Annotated in this window: 15 protein-coding genes; 11 read left to right on the forward strand and 4 right to left on the reverse strand. The window is 73.0% G+C overall.

Translation table 11 applies throughout. From position 1 onward, the window contains the following. Window positions 1-85: 85 nt before the first annotated feature. Window positions 86-325, reverse strand: a complete 240-nt coding sequence (locus RIN80_RS11570; RefSeq protein WP_309095465.1) for a heavy-metal-associated domain-containing protein — start codon at window positions 323-325, stop codon at window positions 86-88. A 197-nt stretch (window positions 326-522) separates the two neighbouring features. Between RIN80_RS11570 and RIN80_RS11575 the strand changes: the two genes are divergently transcribed. After that, window positions 523-1,566, forward strand: a complete 1,044-nt coding sequence (locus RIN80_RS11575; RefSeq protein WP_309095466.1) for a zinc-dependent alcohol dehydrogenase family protein — start codon at window positions 523-525, stop codon at window positions 1,564-1,566. 89 nt (window positions 1,567-1,655) lie between these two features. Here the strand turns inward: RIN80_RS11575 and RIN80_RS11580 are convergent, their stop codons facing one another. Together RIN80_RS11580 and RIN80_RS11585 are read right to left on the reverse strand one after the other, a co-directional pair. Continuing rightward, window positions 1,656-1,856 carry an AlpA family transcriptional regulator gene (locus RIN80_RS11580; protein WP_094052395.1) on the reverse strand — a complete coding sequence of 67 codons (201 nt, stop codon included), beginning with the start codon at window positions 1,854-1,856 and terminating at the stop codon, window positions 1,656-1,658. Between the two features lie 262 nt (window positions 1,857-2,118). Next, the gene (locus RIN80_RS11585) at window positions 2,119-3,153 is read right to left on the reverse strand and encodes a helix-turn-helix domain-containing protein (RefSeq protein ID WP_309095467.1); all 1,035 of its coding nucleotides are present in this window, start codon (window positions 3,151-3,153) and stop codon (window positions 2,119-2,121) included. A 94-nt stretch (window positions 3,154-3,247) separates the two neighbouring features. On the opposite strand from RIN80_RS11585, the gene RIN80_RS11590 reads away from it, so the two are divergent. The 10 genes from RIN80_RS11590 to RIN80_RS11635 all read left to right on the forward strand — a co-directional run bounded on the left by RIN80_RS11590 (window position 3,248) and on the right by RIN80_RS11635 (window position 16,103). Next, window positions 3,248-4,144, forward strand: a complete 897-nt coding sequence (locus RIN80_RS11590) for an alpha/beta hydrolase (RefSeq protein ID WP_309095468.1) — start codon at window positions 3,248-3,250, stop codon at window positions 4,142-4,144. Between the two features lie 47 nt (window positions 4,145-4,191). Then, window positions 4,192-4,581, forward strand: a complete 390-nt coding sequence (locus tag RIN80_RS11595) for a cupin (RefSeq protein WP_309095469.1) — start codon at window positions 4,192-4,194, stop codon at window positions 4,579-4,581. Window positions 4,582-4,727: 146 nt separating this feature from the next. Further along, window positions 4,728-5,678 carry a 5-dehydro-2-deoxygluconokinase gene (iolC, locus tag RIN80_RS11600; protein WP_309095470.1) on the forward strand — a complete coding sequence of 317 codons (951 nt, stop codon included), beginning with the start codon at window positions 4,728-4,730 and terminating at the stop codon, window positions 5,676-5,678. After that, window positions 5,675-6,556, forward strand: a complete 882-nt coding sequence (locus RIN80_RS11605) for a deoxyribose-phosphate aldolase (RefSeq protein WP_309095471.1) — start codon at window positions 5,675-5,677, stop codon at window positions 6,554-6,556. Before iolC ends, RIN80_RS11605 begins: the two co-directional genes overlap by 4 nt. A gap of 10 nt (window positions 6,557-6,566) precedes the next feature. Continuing rightward, complete coding sequence (iolB, locus tag RIN80_RS11610) at window positions 6,567-7,379, forward strand: 5-deoxy-glucuronate isomerase (protein WP_309095472.1); 813 nt, start codon at window positions 6,567-6,569, stop codon at window positions 7,377-7,379. Then, window positions 7,376-9,253: a 3D-(3,5/4)-trihydroxycyclohexane-1,2-dione acylhydrolase (decyclizing) gene (gene iolD, locus RIN80_RS11615; RefSeq protein WP_309095473.1), complete on the forward strand. Its 1,878-nt coding sequence runs from the start codon at window positions 7,376-7,378 to the stop codon at window positions 9,251-9,253. Before iolB ends, iolD begins: the two co-directional genes overlap by 4 nt. Before the next feature lie 14 nt (window positions 9,254-9,267). Further along, a complete protein-coding gene (gene mmsA / locus RIN80_RS11620; RefSeq protein WP_309095474.1) occupies window positions 9,268-10,770 on the forward strand; it encodes a CoA-acylating methylmalonate-semialdehyde dehydrogenase in 1,503 nt (500 codons plus the stop codon). Window positions 10,771-10,968: 198 nt separating this feature from the next. Then, the gene (locus tag RIN80_RS11625; protein ID WP_309095475.1) at window positions 10,969-12,357 is read left to right on the forward strand and encodes an APC family permease; all 1,389 of its coding nucleotides are present in this window, start codon (window positions 10,969-10,971) and stop codon (window positions 12,355-12,357) included. Window positions 12,358-12,582: 225 nt separating this feature from the next. Next, window positions 12,583-15,240: a CocE/NonD family hydrolase gene (locus RIN80_RS11630; protein WP_309095476.1), complete on the forward strand. Its 2,658-nt coding sequence runs from the start codon at window positions 12,583-12,585 to the stop codon at window positions 15,238-15,240. Continuing rightward, a complete protein-coding gene (locus tag RIN80_RS11635; RefSeq protein WP_309095477.1) occupies window positions 15,237-16,103 on the forward strand; it encodes an ABC transporter permease in 867 nt (288 codons plus the stop codon). The genes RIN80_RS11630 and RIN80_RS11635 overlap by 4 nt, the downstream gene beginning before the upstream one ends. Window positions 16,104-16,362: 259 nt before the next feature. Here RIN80_RS11635 and RIN80_RS11640 read toward each other — a convergent pair whose 3' ends face one another. Further along, window positions 16,363-16,740: a nuclear transport factor 2 family protein gene (locus RIN80_RS11640; protein WP_309095478.1), complete on the reverse strand. Its 378-nt coding sequence runs from the start codon at window positions 16,738-16,740 to the stop codon at window positions 16,363-16,365. Window positions 16,741-16,948 lie beyond the last annotated feature (208 nt).

Genomic DNA, 16,948 nt, shown 5'->3' on the forward strand with positions numbered 1-16,948 from the left:
AGGGCGGCGGCGTACGGCCCGTACCCGGGTACGAGCGCCAGGACCGGCGACGGCCGGACCGGGCTGCCTGCCGGACCGGGGGGTCTCAGGCCCTGCCGGCCAGTTCGAAGCCGGCCTCGTCGACGGCGGCGCGTACGGCCTCGTCGTCGAGCGGGGCCGCCGAGACGACGGTGACCTCGCCGGTCGAGGCGACGGCCGTCACCGAGTGGACGCCGGAGAGCTGGGAGAGTTCGCCGGAGACGGCGCCCTCGCAGTGGCCGCAGCTCATGCCGCTCACCTTGTAGACGGTGGTGACGGAGCCCGTGGTGTCGGTCTGGGCGGTCATGTCGTTCTCCTCGTCGAGGCGTGTGGGGCCGTGGGGGCCCTGGAGGCTCCCACCTCTCCCACTGTACCCCTAGGGGGTATCGGATTCACGACGGGCCCACGGGGACCGGTACCGGCCCCGGGCCGCCCGCCGGGGTGGGAGCATCGGCGGGGCGCCCTGCGCCCGGGGAGACGACACGAGGGGAAGGCGGGTGGGTCATGCGGGCCGTGGTGTTCGAGCGGTACGGAAAGGCGGCCGAGGTCCGGGAGGTCGCCGACCCGGAGCCCGCGGAGCACGGGGTGGTCGTGCGGGTCGAGGCCACGGGGCTGTGCCGCAGCGACTGGCACGGCTGGCAGGGGCACGACCCCGACATCACACTGCCGCACGTGCCCGGGCACGAACTGGCCGGTGTCGTCGAGGCGGTGGGCGCCCGGGTGGGCCGGTGGCGGCCCGGCGACCGCGTCACCGTGCCGTTCGTCTGCGCCTGCGGCACCTGCCCCTCCTGCGCGGCGGGTGATCACCAGGTGTGCGAGCGCCAGACCCAGCCCGGCTTCACGCACTGGGGCTCCTTCGCCCAGTACGTGGCGCTGGACCACGCCGACGTGAACCTCGTGCCACTGCCCGGGGAGATGTCCTTCGCCACGGCGGCCTCCCTCGGCTGCCGGTTCGCCACGGCCTACCGGGCGGTGGTGCAGCAGGGCGGGGTCGCCGCGGGGGACTGGGTCGCGGTGCACGGCTGTGGCGGGGTGGGGCTGTCGGCGGTGATGATCGCGGCCGCCTCCGGCGCCCGGGTCGTGGCCGTGGACGTGTCACCCGCGGCCCTCGATCTGGCGCGGACGTTCGGGGCGGCGCACTGTGTCGACGCGACCGCCGTGCCCGACACGGCGGCGGCGGTCCGCGACCTGACCGGCGGCGGCGCGCACCTCTCGCTCGACGCCCTCGGCTCGCCCGCCACCTGCGCCGCCTCCGTGAACGGCCTGCGCCGCCGCGGCCGCCACGTCCAGGTCGGGCTGCTGCCCGCACCGGACGGCACGACACCGGTGCCGATGGCCCGCGCGATCGCCCTGGAGCTCGAACTGCTCGGCAGCCACGGCATGGCCGCGCACGGCTACCCGCCGATGCTGGAACTGGTCCGCGCCGGCGTCCTGCGCCCGGACCTGCTGGTGACGTCCGCCATCCGGCTCGACGAGGTCCCGTCCGCCCTGGCGGCCATGGGGACGGCGGCAGGGGCGGGGGTGACGGTCGTCGAGCCGTGGCGGTGAGACGGCCCGCCCGGCCGGGCCCGGTCGGCGGCCCGGGAGACGACCGTGCCCCACGCGGCGGTGGGGCACGAGGTCAGCGGTGTGACGGCTCAGTCGGCTCTGCGGTTGCGGTTGCCGGGCCGGGAGGCGACCCAGGCCCGGACGGTGTCGGCGTACCAGTAGGGCTTGCCGCTCTCGACGTGGTCGGGCGGGGGCAGCAGGCCGTGCTTGCGGTAGGACCGCACGGTGTCGGGCTGGACCCGGATGTGTGCCGCGATCTCCTTGTAGGACCAGAGCCTTCGGTCGGTCATGACGTGTACCTCCTCGCGCGCACCGCGACGGCGGCCGGGGACGGCCGTCCGGGGGAGCCGGGTGCTGCGCCGGCGATCAACAAGCCTGTGTCCGGTCAACGACCCCGCTCGACCCGGGGCAGGGCCTGTGCGCGGGTGTGACGGAAGACCCGCGTACGTGCGACATGTGTGACAGGAAGGAGGTGTTTGTGACACAGCCGGGGCAAAGGCGTGCGCCGGGGCGTCGGCGGGGCGCCTTGACGCGGGAGCCGGGCGCGGTGTCTCAGCCGTCCAGCAGGTGCCAGGCCGTCAGGGCGAGACCGGCGCGCAGCAGACCGGCGGGCTCGGTGAGTTCGAAGCCCAGGGCCCTGCCGATCAGCTCCAGCCGCCGCGCCACGCTGCTGTGGTGCAGGTGGAGCTGGTCGGCGGCCCGGCGCAGGGAGCCGGTGACGCAGTAGGCCTCCAGGGTGCGGAGGTCCTCGGGGGTGCCGGCGAGCCGGGCGAGGGCGGACACGTCGGCGTTGGCGCGCATGGTGTCCTCGGGGACCTCGGCGAGCAGCGCCAGCGCCCCCAGGTCGGCGTGCGAGACCACCGGGCGGCGCGCGGTGGTGAAGCGGAGGGCGGTGCGGGCCTGCCGCCAGGACACCTCGGGGCTCTCGGCGGTGCCGATGCCCGCGCGCACGCCGTCCGGGAGCCCGGCCCGGTCCACCGAAGCGGCCAGGACGACGCCCACGTCGCCGAGCGGTGCCGCCTTCACCGGCCGGGCCGGGCAGAGCAGGCCCCCGAGCCGGTCGAGCGGCACCTGCGACCGTACGGCGACGACGCGGATCGGCAGCTCGGGGGCGAAGCCCAGCAGCCGCAGCGCACGGGCCCTGGCCGCCTCCTCGGTGCCGCGGCTGACGACGAGTTCGACGAGGGCGGGGTCGGCCATGGTGGTGCGGGCCGGGCCGTAGCGTTCGACGACCGCTGCGGCGGCGATGGCGAGCCGGTCCAGCAGCACCTCGTCGAGCGGGAGGGGCGGGCCGGGCCGCTCCAGCCAGACCGTGCCGATCTCCTCGTCGTCGAGGGTGATCGCCGCCGTGCTGGACCCGGGCCCGGGCGGAGCGGGTGCCTGCCCGCCGTCGGGGGAGAAGCGGATCGACCTTCCCGTGCCGTGCAGCCGGATCCCGGCCACGCACTCGGCCAGGCCCGCCGACGCCCGGGCCAGGGCCGGCAGGTCGACCCGGCGGCGCATCAGGGTGTCGTAGAACATCACGACGCGGATCGCGCCCTCGACCTGCGCGTCCAGCTGCGACAGTCGTACGGCCAGTGCCTCCATGGCGCGAGGATATGCGCCGTTCGGTGCTCAACGGGGCGCGTACGCGCGACAGTTGGCGGATGCTGCGGGATCGGAGGGCGGTGAGGATGGCCGCATGGACCCTGAACTCGAGGCATTCGTACCGCTGTTCCCCCGCGCCGATCTGACCGACCCGGTCACCGAGCGCAAGAGCTTCGCCGAACTGGCCGCCGCGGTGCCGGCCCCGGACACCTCCGGCATGGAGGTCGAGGACCACACCGTTCCCGGCGATCCGGACGTGCCGGTCCGCGTCTACCGCCCGCACCGGGCGCACGGTGCCGTCGTCTGGCTGCACGGCGGCGGATTCGTCATGGGCGACCTGGACACCGAACACCCCTGGGCCGCCCGGCTGGCCGCCGCCTCCGGCGCGGTGGTGATCTCGGTGGGCTACCGCCTGGCTCCCGAGCACCCGTTCCCGGCCGCGCTCGACGACGCGTACACCGCGCTGACCTGGGCCGCCGAGCACGCGGCCGGGCTCGGCGCCGACCCGGAGCGCGTCGCCGTCGGCGGGCACAGCGCCGGGGGCGGCCTGGCGGCGGCGCTGGCGCTGCGGGCGCGGGACCGCCAGGGGCCGCCGATCCGCTTCCAGCTGCTCAACCAGCCCGGTCTCGACGACCGGCAGGAGACGTGGTCGCAGCGGAACTTCACCGACACGCCCTGGATGAACCGCGACAAGGTCGCCGCGTCGTGGCGGCACTACCTGGGCGGAGCGCCCGCCACCCCCTACGCGGCCCCGGCCCGGGCCGCCGAGTTGGCCGGACTGCCGCCCGCGTACGTGGCCACGGCGGAGCTGTGCCCGAACCGCGACGAGGACATCGCCTACGCCCTGCGCCTGCTCCAGGCGGGCGTGCCGGTCGAGCTGCACCAGTGGCCCGGCACCTTCCACGGATCCCAGGCGATCCTCACCGCCGACGTCTCGCAGCGGCAGATCGCCGAACTCGCCGCGGCCCTGCGCCGCGCCCTGGCCGAGTGAACCGGCCGCACCCCGCACCCCGGACAGCCGGAAAGGACCTCACCCCCATGACCCTCGCCCCGTTCGGCCTGCTCACCTCGTTCGTCCGCCTCGGCGACGGCGGTGAGGTGCGCGTCGAGGAACCCGCGTTCGACCCCGAGCAGGACTCCTGGCAGCTGATGACCTTCCACGTCGAGACCGACGAGGACGTCCACGGCGACCACTGGGAGATCCACACCGAGGCCGACGAGGTCGTCGCCTGCCTCACCGGCGGGATCCGCCTCTGCCTGCGCCCCGAGCGGCCGGGGGAGAAGGAGGAGGAGACCGGCCTCGCGCCGGGGACCGCCGTCGTCGTGCCGCGCGGCCGCTGGCACCGCATCGCGCTGGACGCGCCCAGCGACATCATGTCCGTCACCCTGCCGCGCGGCAGCCGCCTGGAGAGGCGGACCGGGGCGTAGGGCCGAAGACTACGGAAAAAGGGGACGCGGACCAGGTCGTGCCGAAAGCGCTGTCATGATCTGGTCCGAATGTCCGGACAAAACATTGACAGGGCTTCGGGAAGGGGGCTACAAAGCCGGGGAGAGCCGAACACCGAGGGGACACGATGGCGTACGACCTGATCACCATGGGGCGGATCGGAGTGGATCTGTATCCGCTCCAGACGGGCGTCCCGCTGCCGCAGGTCACGTCCTTCGGCAAGTTCCTCGGCGGTTCGGCGAGCAACGTCGCGGTCGCCGCGGCCCGCCTGGGACGGCACACGGCGGTGATCACCCGGACCGGCGACGACCCCTTCGGCACCTATCTGCACGAGGCCCTGAAGGACTTCGGCGTGGACGACCGCTGGGTCACCCCCGTCCCCGGCCTGCCCACCCCGGTCACCTTCTGCGAGATCTTCCCGCCGGACGACTTCCCGCTGTACTTCTACCGGCAGCCCAAGGCCCCCGACCTGGAGATCGACGCCCACGAGCTGGACCTCGACGCGATCCGCGACGCCCGCGTCTTCTGGGTCACCGGCACCGGCCTGAGCGAGGAGCCCAGCCGGACGGCGACCCTCGCGGCCCTCGCCCACCGCGCCAAGGCCGGCCCGACGGTCTTCGACCTCGACTGGCGCCCGATGTTCTGGACGGACCCCGAGGCCGCCCGCCCCTTCTACGAGGAGGCCCTGCGCCACACCACCGTCGCGGTCGGCAACCTCGACGAGGTGGAGGTCGCCACCGGCGTGCGCGAACCCCACGCCGCCGCCCGCGCCCTGCTCGACGCCGGGGTCGAACTGGCCGTGGTCAAGCAGGGCCCCAAGGGCGTGCTCGCGGTGAACGGCGCCGGGGAGAGCGCCGAGGTGCCGCCGCTGCCGGTGGACGTCCTCAACGGCCTCGGCGCCGGGGACGCCTTCGGCGGCAGTCTCGTCCACGGCCTGCTGGCCGGCTGGGACCTGGAGAGGACCATGCGGCACGCCAACGCCGCCGGCGCCATCGTGGCCTCCCGCCTGGAGTGCTCCTCCGCGATGCCCACCCCGGACGAGATCGAGGCGGCCGTCACCGCGGGGGCCGTCAAGTGAGCGTCGACGTCTCCGAGCTCGTCCGGCTGCGCAGCCGCCACCCCGAGGCGATCGCCGAGGCCGCCGCCCGCCGCACCCGCCGGCCGCTGCTGAACGACAACGGCCGGCTGATGATCGTCGCCGCCGACCACCCGGCCCGCGGCGCCCTCGGCGTCGGCGGCCGGAGCCTCGCCATGGCCAACCGCGCCGACCTGCTCGAACGCCTGTGCCTGGCGCTGTCCCGCCCGGGCGTGGACGGCGTCCTCGCCACCGCCGACATCCTCGACGACCTGCTGCTGCTCGGCGCGCTCGACGGCAAGGTCGTCCTGGGCTCGATGAACCGGGGCGGCCTGCAGGGCGCCCGCTTCGAACTCGACGACCGCTTCACCGGCCACCGCCCCGAGGACATCGAGCGCCTCGGCTTCGACGCCGGCAAGCTGCTGCTGCGCATCGACTACGACGACCCGGGCTCGCTGACCACCCTGGAGTCCGCCGGCCGGGCCGTCGACGCCATGGCGGAGCGCAGACTGCCCGTCTTCGTCGAGCCGTTCATCAGCCGCCGCGACGAGAGCGGACGGCTGCGCAACGACCTGTCCGCCGAAGCCGTCACCCGGTCGATCGCCATCGCCTCGGGCCTGGGCGGCAGTTCCGCCTACACCTGGCTGAAGGTGCCGGTCACCGCCAACCCCGACGACATGGCCGAGGTCATGGCGACCTCCACGCTGCCCGCCGTCCTGCTCGGCGGCGAGGTGGGGGACGATCAGGACGGGGCGTACGAGAAGTGGCGCGGCGCCCTGCAACTGCCCACCGTGTGCGGGCTGGTGGTCGGCCGCTCCCTGCTGTATCCGGCGGACGGCGACGTGGCCGCCGCCGTGGACACCGCCGTAGGACTGCTGTGAGGGCCGCTTCATGACCAGTGGGCTGTACGTCCCCAGGGGCACCACCGCCGACGTGGACCACGTCCTGGACATCGACCCCGAACGGGCCGGCTGGACGCACAGCAGCCTGCGGGTCGTGGAGCTGACGCCCGGCGGCACGCACACCTTCACCACCGGCGACAGCGAGTGGATCGTCCTGCCGCTGCGGGGCGGCTGCACGGTGCGCGTGGAAGACCAGGAGTTCACCCTCTCGGGCCGGGAGAACGTGTTCGCGTCGGTCACCGACTTCGCGTACGCGCCCCGGGACGCCCGGGTCCAGATCGCCTCCGGCGCGGGAGGCCGCTTTGCTTTGGCAGGAGCGAAGTGCGAGCGACAACTCCCCGCCCGCTACGGCCCCGCGCCGGAGGTCCCCGTCGAGGAACGCGGCAGCGGCACCTGCCTGCGCCGCGTCCGCAACTTCGCCTCGGCGGACGCCTTCGACTGCGACAAGCTCATCGCGGTCGAGGTGATCACGCCCGGCGGCAACTGGTCCTCCTACCCGCCGCACAAGCACGACGAGCACCGGCCCGGCGAGGAGTCGCAGCTGGAGGAGATCTACTACTTCGAGATCGACGGCCCGAACGGTTTCGGCTACCAGCGCGTATTCCCCTCGCGTGAGGGCGGATCCGACGTCCTCACGGAGGTCCGCTCCGGCGACGCCGTCCTCGTCCCGGACGGCTGGCACGGCCCGTCGATCGCCCAGCCCGGCCACGACATGTACTACCTGAACGTCATGGCCGGCCCGGGGGAGACGAGGGAGTGGCGGATCTGCTTCCACCCGGACCACACGGAGGGGTACCGATGACCACCCGCCTGACCGTCGCACAAGCGCTGGTCCGCTTCCTCGCCGCCCAGTACACCGAGCGCGACGGTGTCCGGCAGCGGCTCATCGGCGCCACCTGGGGCATCTTCGGCCACGGCAACGTGGCCGGCCTCGGCCAGGCACTCCTGGAGCACGCCGACGCGATGCCCTTCCACCAGGGCCGCAACGAACAGGCCATGGTGCACGCGGCGGTCGGCTACGCCCGCCAGTCCAACCGCCTGTCCACGCACGCGGTGACGACCTCCATCGGCCCGGGCGCCACCAACCTGGTCACCGGCGCGGCCCTCGCCACCATCAACCACCTGCCGGTGCTGCTCCTGCCCGGCGACACCTTCGCCACCCGCCCCGCCGACCCGGTCCTGCAGCAGCTGGAAGTGCCGTACGCCGGTGACGTGTCGGTCAACGACTGCCTGCGCCCGGTGTCGAGGTACTTCGACCGGATCACCCGCCCCGAGGCGCTGATGCCGTCGGCGCTGAACGCGATGCGCGTGCTCACCGACCCGGTCGGGACCGGTGCCGTCACCCTCGCCCTGCCGCAGGACGTGCAGGCCGAGGCGTACGACTGGCCCGAGGAGTTCTTCGCCGGGCGCGTCTGGACCGTACGGCGTCCGGGCGCCGACCCGGCGGAACTCGCCGAGGCCGTGCGCACGATCCGGGCGGCGAAGCGGCCGTTGGTCGTCGCGGGCGGCGGCGTCCACCACAGCCGTGCCGAGGAGGCACTCGCCGAGTTCGCCGAGACCACCGGCATCCCGGTCGCCTCCACCCAGGCCGGCAAGGGATCCCTGCGCCACGACCACCCCCAGGACGTCGGCGGCATCGGCCACACCGGCACCGCCACGGCGGACGAACTGGCCCGCACCGCCGACCTGGTGATCGGCGTCGGCACCCGCTACACCGACTTCACCACCGCCTCCGGCACCCTCTTCGCCAACCCGGACGTGCGGTTCCTGAACCTCAACATCGCCCCCTTCGACGCCCACAAGCTCGCCGGGCAGCCCCTGGTCGCGGACGCCCGCAGCGGACTGCGGGAGCTCACGGACGCCCTGCGCCCGCACGGCCACCGGGTCGCCGGCACCTACGCCGCCGAGTACACCGAGGACAAGGAGCGCTGGGAGCAGCGCGTCGACGCCTGCTACGAGGTCGACGAACCGGACACCCGCCCCACCCAGCCCCAGGTCCTCGGCGCCCTGGACGCCCTCGTCGACGCCTCGGACATCCTGATCAACGCGGCCGGTTCCCTCCCCGGTGACCTGCACAAGCTCTGGCGGACCCGGTCCCGCGACCAGTACCACCTGGAGTACGGCTACTCCTGCATGGGCTACGAGATCCCGGCCGCCATCGGCGCGAAGCTGGCCGCACCGGACCGGCCCGTGTGGGCGCTGGTCGGCGACGGCACCTACCTGATGATGCCGACGGAGATCGTCACGGCCGTGCAGGAGGGCGTCGCGATCAAGGTCCTGATCATCCAGAACCACGGCTACGCCTCCATCGGCGGCCTGTCCGAGTCGGTCGGCGGCGAGCGCTTCGGCACGGCGTACCGCTACCCGTCCGAGGACGGCTCGTACACCGGCCCGCCGCTGCCGGTGGACCTCGCCGCCAACGCGGCCAGCCTCGGCATGCGCGTGCTGCGCGCCAAGACCGTGCGGGCCCTGCGGGAGGCCCTCGCCGAAGCCCGGGCCGCCGACACTCCCACATGTGTCTACGTGGAGACCCAAACGGCAGACACAGTGTCGGGCGCGCCCCCGGCGCAGGCCTGGTGGGATGTACCCGTGGCCGAGACCGCGACACGGCCGTCCGCGGTCAAGGCACGTGAGCTGTACGAACGGCACGTCTCCACCCGACGCCGCCATCTGTGAAGGAGTTCCCGGCCATGACGAAGATCGTCAACCACTGGATCGGCGGCAAGACCGTCGAAGGCGCCTCGGGCACGCACGGGCCGGTGACCAACCCGGCGACCGGCGAGGTCACGACGAAGGTCGCGTTCGCCTCGGTCGACGAGGTGGACGCGGCGGTCGCGGCCGCCAAGGAGGCCTTCACCACCTGGGGCCAGTCCTCGCTGGCCCAGCGGACCTCGATCCTGTTCAGGTTCCGCGCGCTGCTCGACGCCAACCGGGACGCGATCGCCGAGCTGATCACCGCCGAGCACGGCAAGGTCCACTCCGACGCCCTCGGCGAGGTCGCCCGCGGCCTGGAGATCGTCGACCTGGCCTGCGGCATCAGCGTCCAGCTGAAGGGCGAGCTGTCCACGCAGGTCGCGAGTCGCGTCGACGTCTCCTCCATCCGCCAGCCGCTCGGCGTCGTCGCGGGCATCACGCCGTTCAACTTCCCGGCGATGGTGCCGATGTGGATGTTCCCGATCGCCATCGCCTGCGGCAACACGTTCGTGCTGAAGCCGTCCGAGAAGGACCCGTCGGCGTCGGTCAAACTCGCCGAGCTGCTGGCGGAGGCCGGTCTCCCGGAGGGCGTCTTCAACGTCGTCCACGGCGACAAGGTGGCCGTGGACCGCCTGCTGGAGCACCCGGACGTCAAGGCCGTCTCGTTCGTCGGCTCGACCCCGATCGCCCGCTACATCCACACCACCGCCTCCGCCAACGGCAAGCGCGTCCAGGCGCTCGGCGGCGCGAAGAACCACATGCTGGTCCTCCCGGACGCCGACCTGGACGCCGCGGCCGACGCCGCCGTCTCGGCCGCCTACGGCTCCGCCGGCGAGCGCTGCATGGCCATCTCCGCGGTCGTCGCGGTCGGCGCCATCGGCGACGAACTGGTGGAGAAGATCCGCGAGCGCGCCGAGAAGATCAAGATCGGCCCCGGTGACGACCCGGCGTCGGAGATGGGCCCGCTCATCACCAAGGCCCACCGCGACAAGGTGGCCTCCTACGTCGAGGGCGCGGCGGCCGAGGGCTGCGAGGTCGTGCTGGACGGCACCGGCTACACCGTCGACGGCCACGAGGACGGCCACTGGATCGGCATCTCCCTGCTCGACAAGGTGCCCACCTCCGCCAAGGCCTACCAGGACGAGATCTTCGGCCCGGTCCTGTGCGTGCTGCGCACGGAGACCTACGAAGAAGCCCTGGACCTGATCAACGCCTCGCCGTTCGGCAACGGCACCGCGATCTTCACCCGGGACGGCGGCGCGGCCCGCCGCTTCCAGCTGGAGGTCGAGGCCGGCATGGTCGGCGTGAACGTCCCGATCCCGGTCCCCGTGGGCTACCACAGCTTCGGCGGCTGGAAGGATTCCCTCTTCGGCGACCACCACATCTACGGCAACGACGGCACGCACTTCTACACCCGCGGCAAGGTCGTCACCACGCGCTGGCCGGACCCGGCCGACGCCCCGGCGGGCGTGGACCTGGGCTTTCCGCGCAACCACTGACACCCTGCTCCCGGGGCCGTCCGCATGGCGGACGGCCCCACTTTTTTGCCCGCCCGGCCTGCGGTTCCCGCACTCGCCAGGTCCGTGGCGCAGAAGCCCTGACGCAACGCTAACGCGCGAATGAGCGTCCATGTGCTGCGGATTTCGTATGTGAACAGCCATTGACGTGATGGTTTCCGTCGATGTTGCATCCCTCACGTGACCGACACCCTCACCCCCGTCGAAGCCGCCGTCGCGCAGGCGTCGGGCGGCCCCGAGAAGCTGAAGCGCTCCATCGGAGTCGTCGGCGGCACCCTGCTGACCCTCTCCTGCGTGACCCCGGCCTCCACGCTGTTCGTGGTCGTCCCGGACCTGTTCGGCACCCTCGGCACCGCCACGGCCCTGACGATCGCCATCGGCTGCCTGCTCTGTGTCGCCGTGGCGTTCTGCTACTCGGAGCTGGGCACCCTCGTCCCCAGCGCCGGTGGCGAGTACGCCATGGTCTCCACGCTGGCCGGGCGCCTCGCCGGCTGGCTGGTCTTCGTGCTGTCCCTGCTGGTCGTGATGATCGTCCCGCCGGTCATCGCGATGGGCACCGCCGACTACCTCGCCCCGCTGGTGCACCTCGACCCGTCCTGGACGGGCGCCTCGGTGATGCTCCTCGCCACCCTCGCCGGCCTGCTCGACCTGCGGGCCAACGCCTGGATCACCGGCGTCTTCCTGGTCCTGGAGGTCATCGCGGCGGCGGTCGTGGCGGTCCTGGGCTTCACGCACGCCGAGCGCGGCGCCGGCAGCCTGGTCTCTCTGCGGGTCGCGGGCCCGGACGGCGCTCCCGACACGGTGACGGCCCTCCTGGTCGTCTCCGGCCTCGCGATCGCACTGTTCGTCACGCAGGGCTTCTCCACGGCCGTCTACCTCTCCGAGGAACTGGAGGACCCCCGCCGCTCGGTGGCCCGCACGGTCCTGGCCACCCTCGCCATCTCCGCCGTGATCATCCTGGTCCCGGTCGCGGCCATCACCCTGGGCGCCCCCGACCTCGCCGCACTGACCGGCGGGGACATCTCCACCATGGTCACCGCCTGGTCCAGCACGGCCGTCGGCACGTTCGTCAGCCTCTGCGTGGCCCTCGCGATCATCAACGCGGGGATCGTCATGGTCGTCCAGAACTCCCGCGTGCTGTTCGCCTCGGCCCGCGACAAGGCCTGGCCCGCCCCGGTGAACACCCTCTTCTCCCGCCTCGGCCGCTTCGGCTCCCCCTGGGTCTCCACCCTCGCGGTCGGCGTCCCCGGCGCGGCCCTGTGCTTCGTGGACCTGGACACCCTGTACGGCGTCACGGGCGTCTCGGTGACGGGCATGTACCTCCTGGTCGCCGTCGCCGCCCTGCTCTCCCGCCGCGGCACCCACCGGCACACCCGGGCCTGGCGCATGCCCCTGTGGCCGGCGGCCCCGCTCCTGCTGATCGTGGTCCTGGTCTACGTCCTCGTGCAGCAGGAGCCGGCGTACCTGCTCTGGACGGGCGGCATCACCGCGGCGGCGACCCTGTACTGGGCCCTGTACCTGCGCCCGCGCAGGCAGACGCGCTGGCTGGTGTCGGTACCCGAGGCGTAAGGGCTGCCTCTCTTGAAGCGCCGGGGGCTGCATGCCCCAAGGGGCGCGGGGAACCGCGCGAACAGCCACCAAGCACCCGCACCCGGCAACGCACAGCCCCCCGCCGAACTCGAAGCCGTACACCACCCGCAGTACGCCGGAAATTCCGTGTACACCCCTGGAAGGCCCCGCACTTCGGTCTCCGGTCGACATCTCATCGACAGGTTCACCCCGTACCGTTGACGCATGGATCTTCGACTGCCCGGACTGAACGGGCTGCTTCGGCGGCCCCGGAGGCTCCTCGCCGCCGGGGCCGCCGTCGTCGTCCTCGCGGGCGCGGGGACGTGGACGGCCGTCGCCGGCGACGAAGCACCCCCGGTGCACCGCACGGACCGGCTCCTGGACACCGGGGACGGCGTGCGCGTCGACACCTCCTTCTTCACCTCCGGAGGAGACGGCCGCCGCCCCGCCGTCCTGCTCGGGCACGGCTTCGGCGGCAGCAAGAAGGACGTCCGGCAGCAGGCCGAGGACCTCGCCCGGGACGGCTACGCGGTCCTGACCTGGTCGGCCCGCGGCTTCGGCAGGTCCACCGGGAAGATCGGCCTGAACGACCCGAAGGGCGAGGTCGCCGACGTCTCGAAGCTCCTCGACTGGCTGGCGGAGCAGCCCCGGGTCGAGCTCGACAAGAAGGGCGACCCGCGCGTCGGCATGGCCGGCGGCTCCTACGGCGGCGCCATCGCCCTGCTCACGGCCGGCCACGACCCGCGCGTGGACGCCATCGCCCCCGCGATCACGTACTGGAACCTCGCCGACGCCCTCTTCCCGAACGGCGTGTTCAAGAAGCTCTGGGCCGGCATCTTCGTCAACTCCGGCGGCGGCTGCGAGAAGTTCGAGCCCGAGCTGTGCCGGATGTACGAGCGGGTCGCCGAGTCGGGCACGCCCGACGCCGAGGCCCGCGCGCTGCTGGAGCAGCGCTCGCCGTCCGCCGTCGGCAAGGACATCAAGGTGCCGACGCTGCTGCTGCAGGGCCAGTCCGACTCGCTCTTCCCGCTCGGCCAGGCCGACCAGGCGGCGAGGACCATCCGTGCCAACGGCGCCCCCGTCGACGTCGACTGGATCGCCGGCGGCCACGACGGCGGCGACATGGAGACCGGCCGCGTCCAGGACCGCGTGACGGCCTGGTTCGACCGCTACCTGAAGGACGACAAGGCCGTCGACACCGGCCCCGCCTTCCGCGTCACCCGCACCCTCGGCACGGGCTCCGGCGACGGCGAACCCCGCCTGACCGGCGTGACCTCGGACCGCTACCCGGGCCTGGAGAGCAAGCGGCGCTCCCTCGCCCTGACCGGCCGCGAGCAGAGCTTCGCCAACCCGCCCGGCGCCAGCCCGCCCGGTGTCTCCGCCCTGCCCGGCCTCGGTGGCGCGGGCGGCCTCAGCCAGCTGGCCGGCCTCGGCATCGGCGTCTCCCTGGACTTCCCCGGCCAGTACGCCGCGTTCGAGTCCGTCCCGCAGCGCGAGGACCTGCAGATCACCGGCTCGCCCACCGTGACCGTCCACGTGAAGTCCACCAGCGACGACGCCGTGCTCTTCGCCAAGCTCTACGACGTCGGGCCCGGCGGCGGCACCCGGCAGGTGCTGCCCTCGCAGCTCGTCACACCGCTCCGGGTCGAGGGCGCCAAGGCGGGCAAGGACGTCCGCATCACCCTCCCGGCGATCGACCACGAGATCGACGACGGCCACCGCCTGCGCCTGGTCCTCGCCTCCACGGACCTCGGCTACGCCTCCCCGACCGCCCCGGCGACGTACACCGTCTCCCTCAAGGGCGACCTGAAGGTGCCCTCCGCGCTCGGGCAGCGCGACAGCCGGGGCGCGCTGCCCGCCTGGGTGTGGTGGCTGCCGCTGGCCGGTGCCACGATCGCCCTCGCACTGATCGTCACGGGACGCCGCCGCACGGCCGCCCCCGCCCCGCCGGATCCGGCCCTGGCCGAGGTCCCCCTCCAGATCACCGGCCTGACCAAGCGCTACGCGAAGGCGTCGGAGCGGTACGCGGTCAAGGACCTCTCCTTCCGCGTGGAGAAGGGCCAGGTGCTCGGCCTGCTCGGCCCCAACGGCGCCGGCAAGACCACCACGCTGCGCATGCTGATGGGCCTGATCAAGCCCGACGGCGGCGAGATCCGCGTCTTCGGCCACGCCATCGCCCCGGGCGCCCCGGTCCTCTCCCGGGTCGGCGCCTTCGTCGAGGGCGCGGGCTTCCTGCCGCACCTGTCCGGCCGGGAGAACCTGGAGCTGTACTGGCGCGCCACCGGCCGCCCCGCCGAGGACGCGCACCTGGAGGAGGCCCTGGAGATCGCGGGCCTGGGCGACGCCCTCGCCCGCGCGGTGCGCACCTACTCCCAGGGCATGCGCCAGCGCCTGGCCATCGCCCAGGCCATGCTCGGCCTGCCGGACCTGCTCATCCTCGACGAACCGACCAACGGCCTCGACCCGCCCCAGATCCGCGAGATGCGCGAGGTGATGATCCGCTACGCCGCCGCAGGACGCACGGTCATCGTCTCCAGCCACCTCCTGTCCGAGGTGGAGCAGACCTGCACCCACCTGGTCGTGATGGACCACGGACAGCTCGTCCAGACGGGCCCGGTCGCGGAGATCGTCGGCTCGGGCGACACGCTCCTGGTGGGCACGGCCACGCCCGTGGACGAGCCCGTCGTGGAGAAGGTCGCCGCCCTGCCGGGCGTCGCCTCGGCCGTGCGCGCCGACGAGGGCCTGCTGGTCCGGCTCGGCGCCGACGGCACCCCGCAGCGCCTGGTCGCCGACCTGGTACGGCTGGACGTGGCGGTCACGTCCGTCGGCCCGCACCGCCGCCTGGAGGACGCCTTCCTCACCCTGATCGGAGCCGAAGCATGAGCACGCTCGCCGAGCCGCCCGTCGAGGTCGCCGACGGCTACCGCGCGGGCCGCACCCTGCCCTTCCGCGTCGAGCTGGTGAGGCAGCTGAAGCGGCGCCGCACGATGGTCATGGGCGGCGTCCTGTTCGCCCTGCCGGTCATCCTGCTCATCGCCTTCCAGGTCGGCGGCGACCCGGGCGGCGGCAACAACCGCGTCAACCTCATGGACACGGCGACCGCGTCCGGGGCCAACTTCGCCGCGGTCAACCTCTTCTCCGCCGCCGGCTTCCTGCTCGTCATACCCGTCGCCCTGTTCTGCGGCGACACGGTCGCCTCGGAGGCCGGCTGGTCGTCCCTGCGCTACCTGCTCGCGGCCCCCGTGCCCCGGGCCCGGCTGCTGTGGTCCAAGCTCGCCGTCGGGCTCACCCTGAGCTTCGCGGCGATGGTCCTGCTCCCGGTCGTCGCCCTCGCCGTCGGCACGGCCGCCTACGGCTGGGGCCCGCTCGAACTGCCCACCGGCGGCAGTCTGCCCACCGGCACGGCGGCCCAGCGCCTCCTGATCGTCGTGGCCTACATCATGGTGTCCCAACTGGTCACCGCGGGCCTCGCGTTCTGGCTGTCCACCCGCACGGACGCCCCGCTCGGCGCGGTCGGCGGCGCGGTGTTCCTCACCATCATCGGCAGCGTCCTGGACGAGGTGACGGCCCTCGGCGACTGGCGCCACTTCCTGCCCGCGCACTGGCAGTACGCCTGGCTCGACGCCGTCCGGCCGCAGCTGGAGTGGTCGGACATGATCCAGGGCACGTCGATCTCCGTGACCTACGCGCTGGTGCTGTTCGCCCTGGCCTTCCGCGGGTTCGCACGCAAGGACATCGTCTCCTAGTGCTCTGACCGGGAAGGTTCGCCGGGTTGGTGGTCACGACGGTTGGAGGTGCGGTGACGTCCGATCCGATCGCTGGAGGCGCGGTGGCTGAGCCTGCCCGTGTACGCAGACTGACCGGCCAGGAGGGGCAGAAGCGCAGCGAAAAGGGCATCCGCTGGGGCGGACGCCCCCTCGACACCGCAGCCTGACCAACCGCGAACAGCGGCCACCGGACGCCGACGGGGCGAGTTCGACAGAAGGACAGCGACAGAAGGATGACTCAGGAGGCGAACGGCTCGATCTCCCCCGCGAAGACAATGACCTGGTCGATGAGGCTCCGTCGCAGATGGACGACGTCCGTTCCTGCCAGGCGGGGGCCTCCATCAGGCGTGGTGAAGACCCACTCGTACCGGGCCCATTCGTCAGGCATGTCCACCGCTGAGCAGCGCACCATCGTGCCGGTCCCCGCCGGGTGGCGTCGGATGTCCAGCACGAACCGCTCGACCGCCGCGATTCCTTCGCTGCGACCCAACGGTCCCCAGAAGATCACGTCCGAGGTCAGTGCCTGGGAGAGCAGAGCAGTCACATAGCTGTCGTCCGAGGCGTTGAACGCGGAGATGAACGTGTCGATCGCGGAGCGTGCGGTCTCTTCCTGCATGCCCCAGTAATACCAGCCGTTACGCGAGCGCTCGTCCCACGAGCCGCCTTCCGATCACGGTGAACCATCCCGGTCACAGCACTAGACAGACGGAGGGTCCCCCGCCGATTCCCGCGAGGACCGGTCGAGGAGTTCCGGCTGATCGGCTACGACAACCGCCGGGTCGCCGCGCCGGCTCGCCGAGGCGATCGCCACCGCACGCCGCCTG

The sequence above is a fragment of the Streptomyces sp. genome, from assembly GCF_031181705.1.
Classification (GTDB): Bacteria; Actinomycetota; Actinomycetes; order Streptomycetales; family Streptomycetaceae; genus Streptomyces.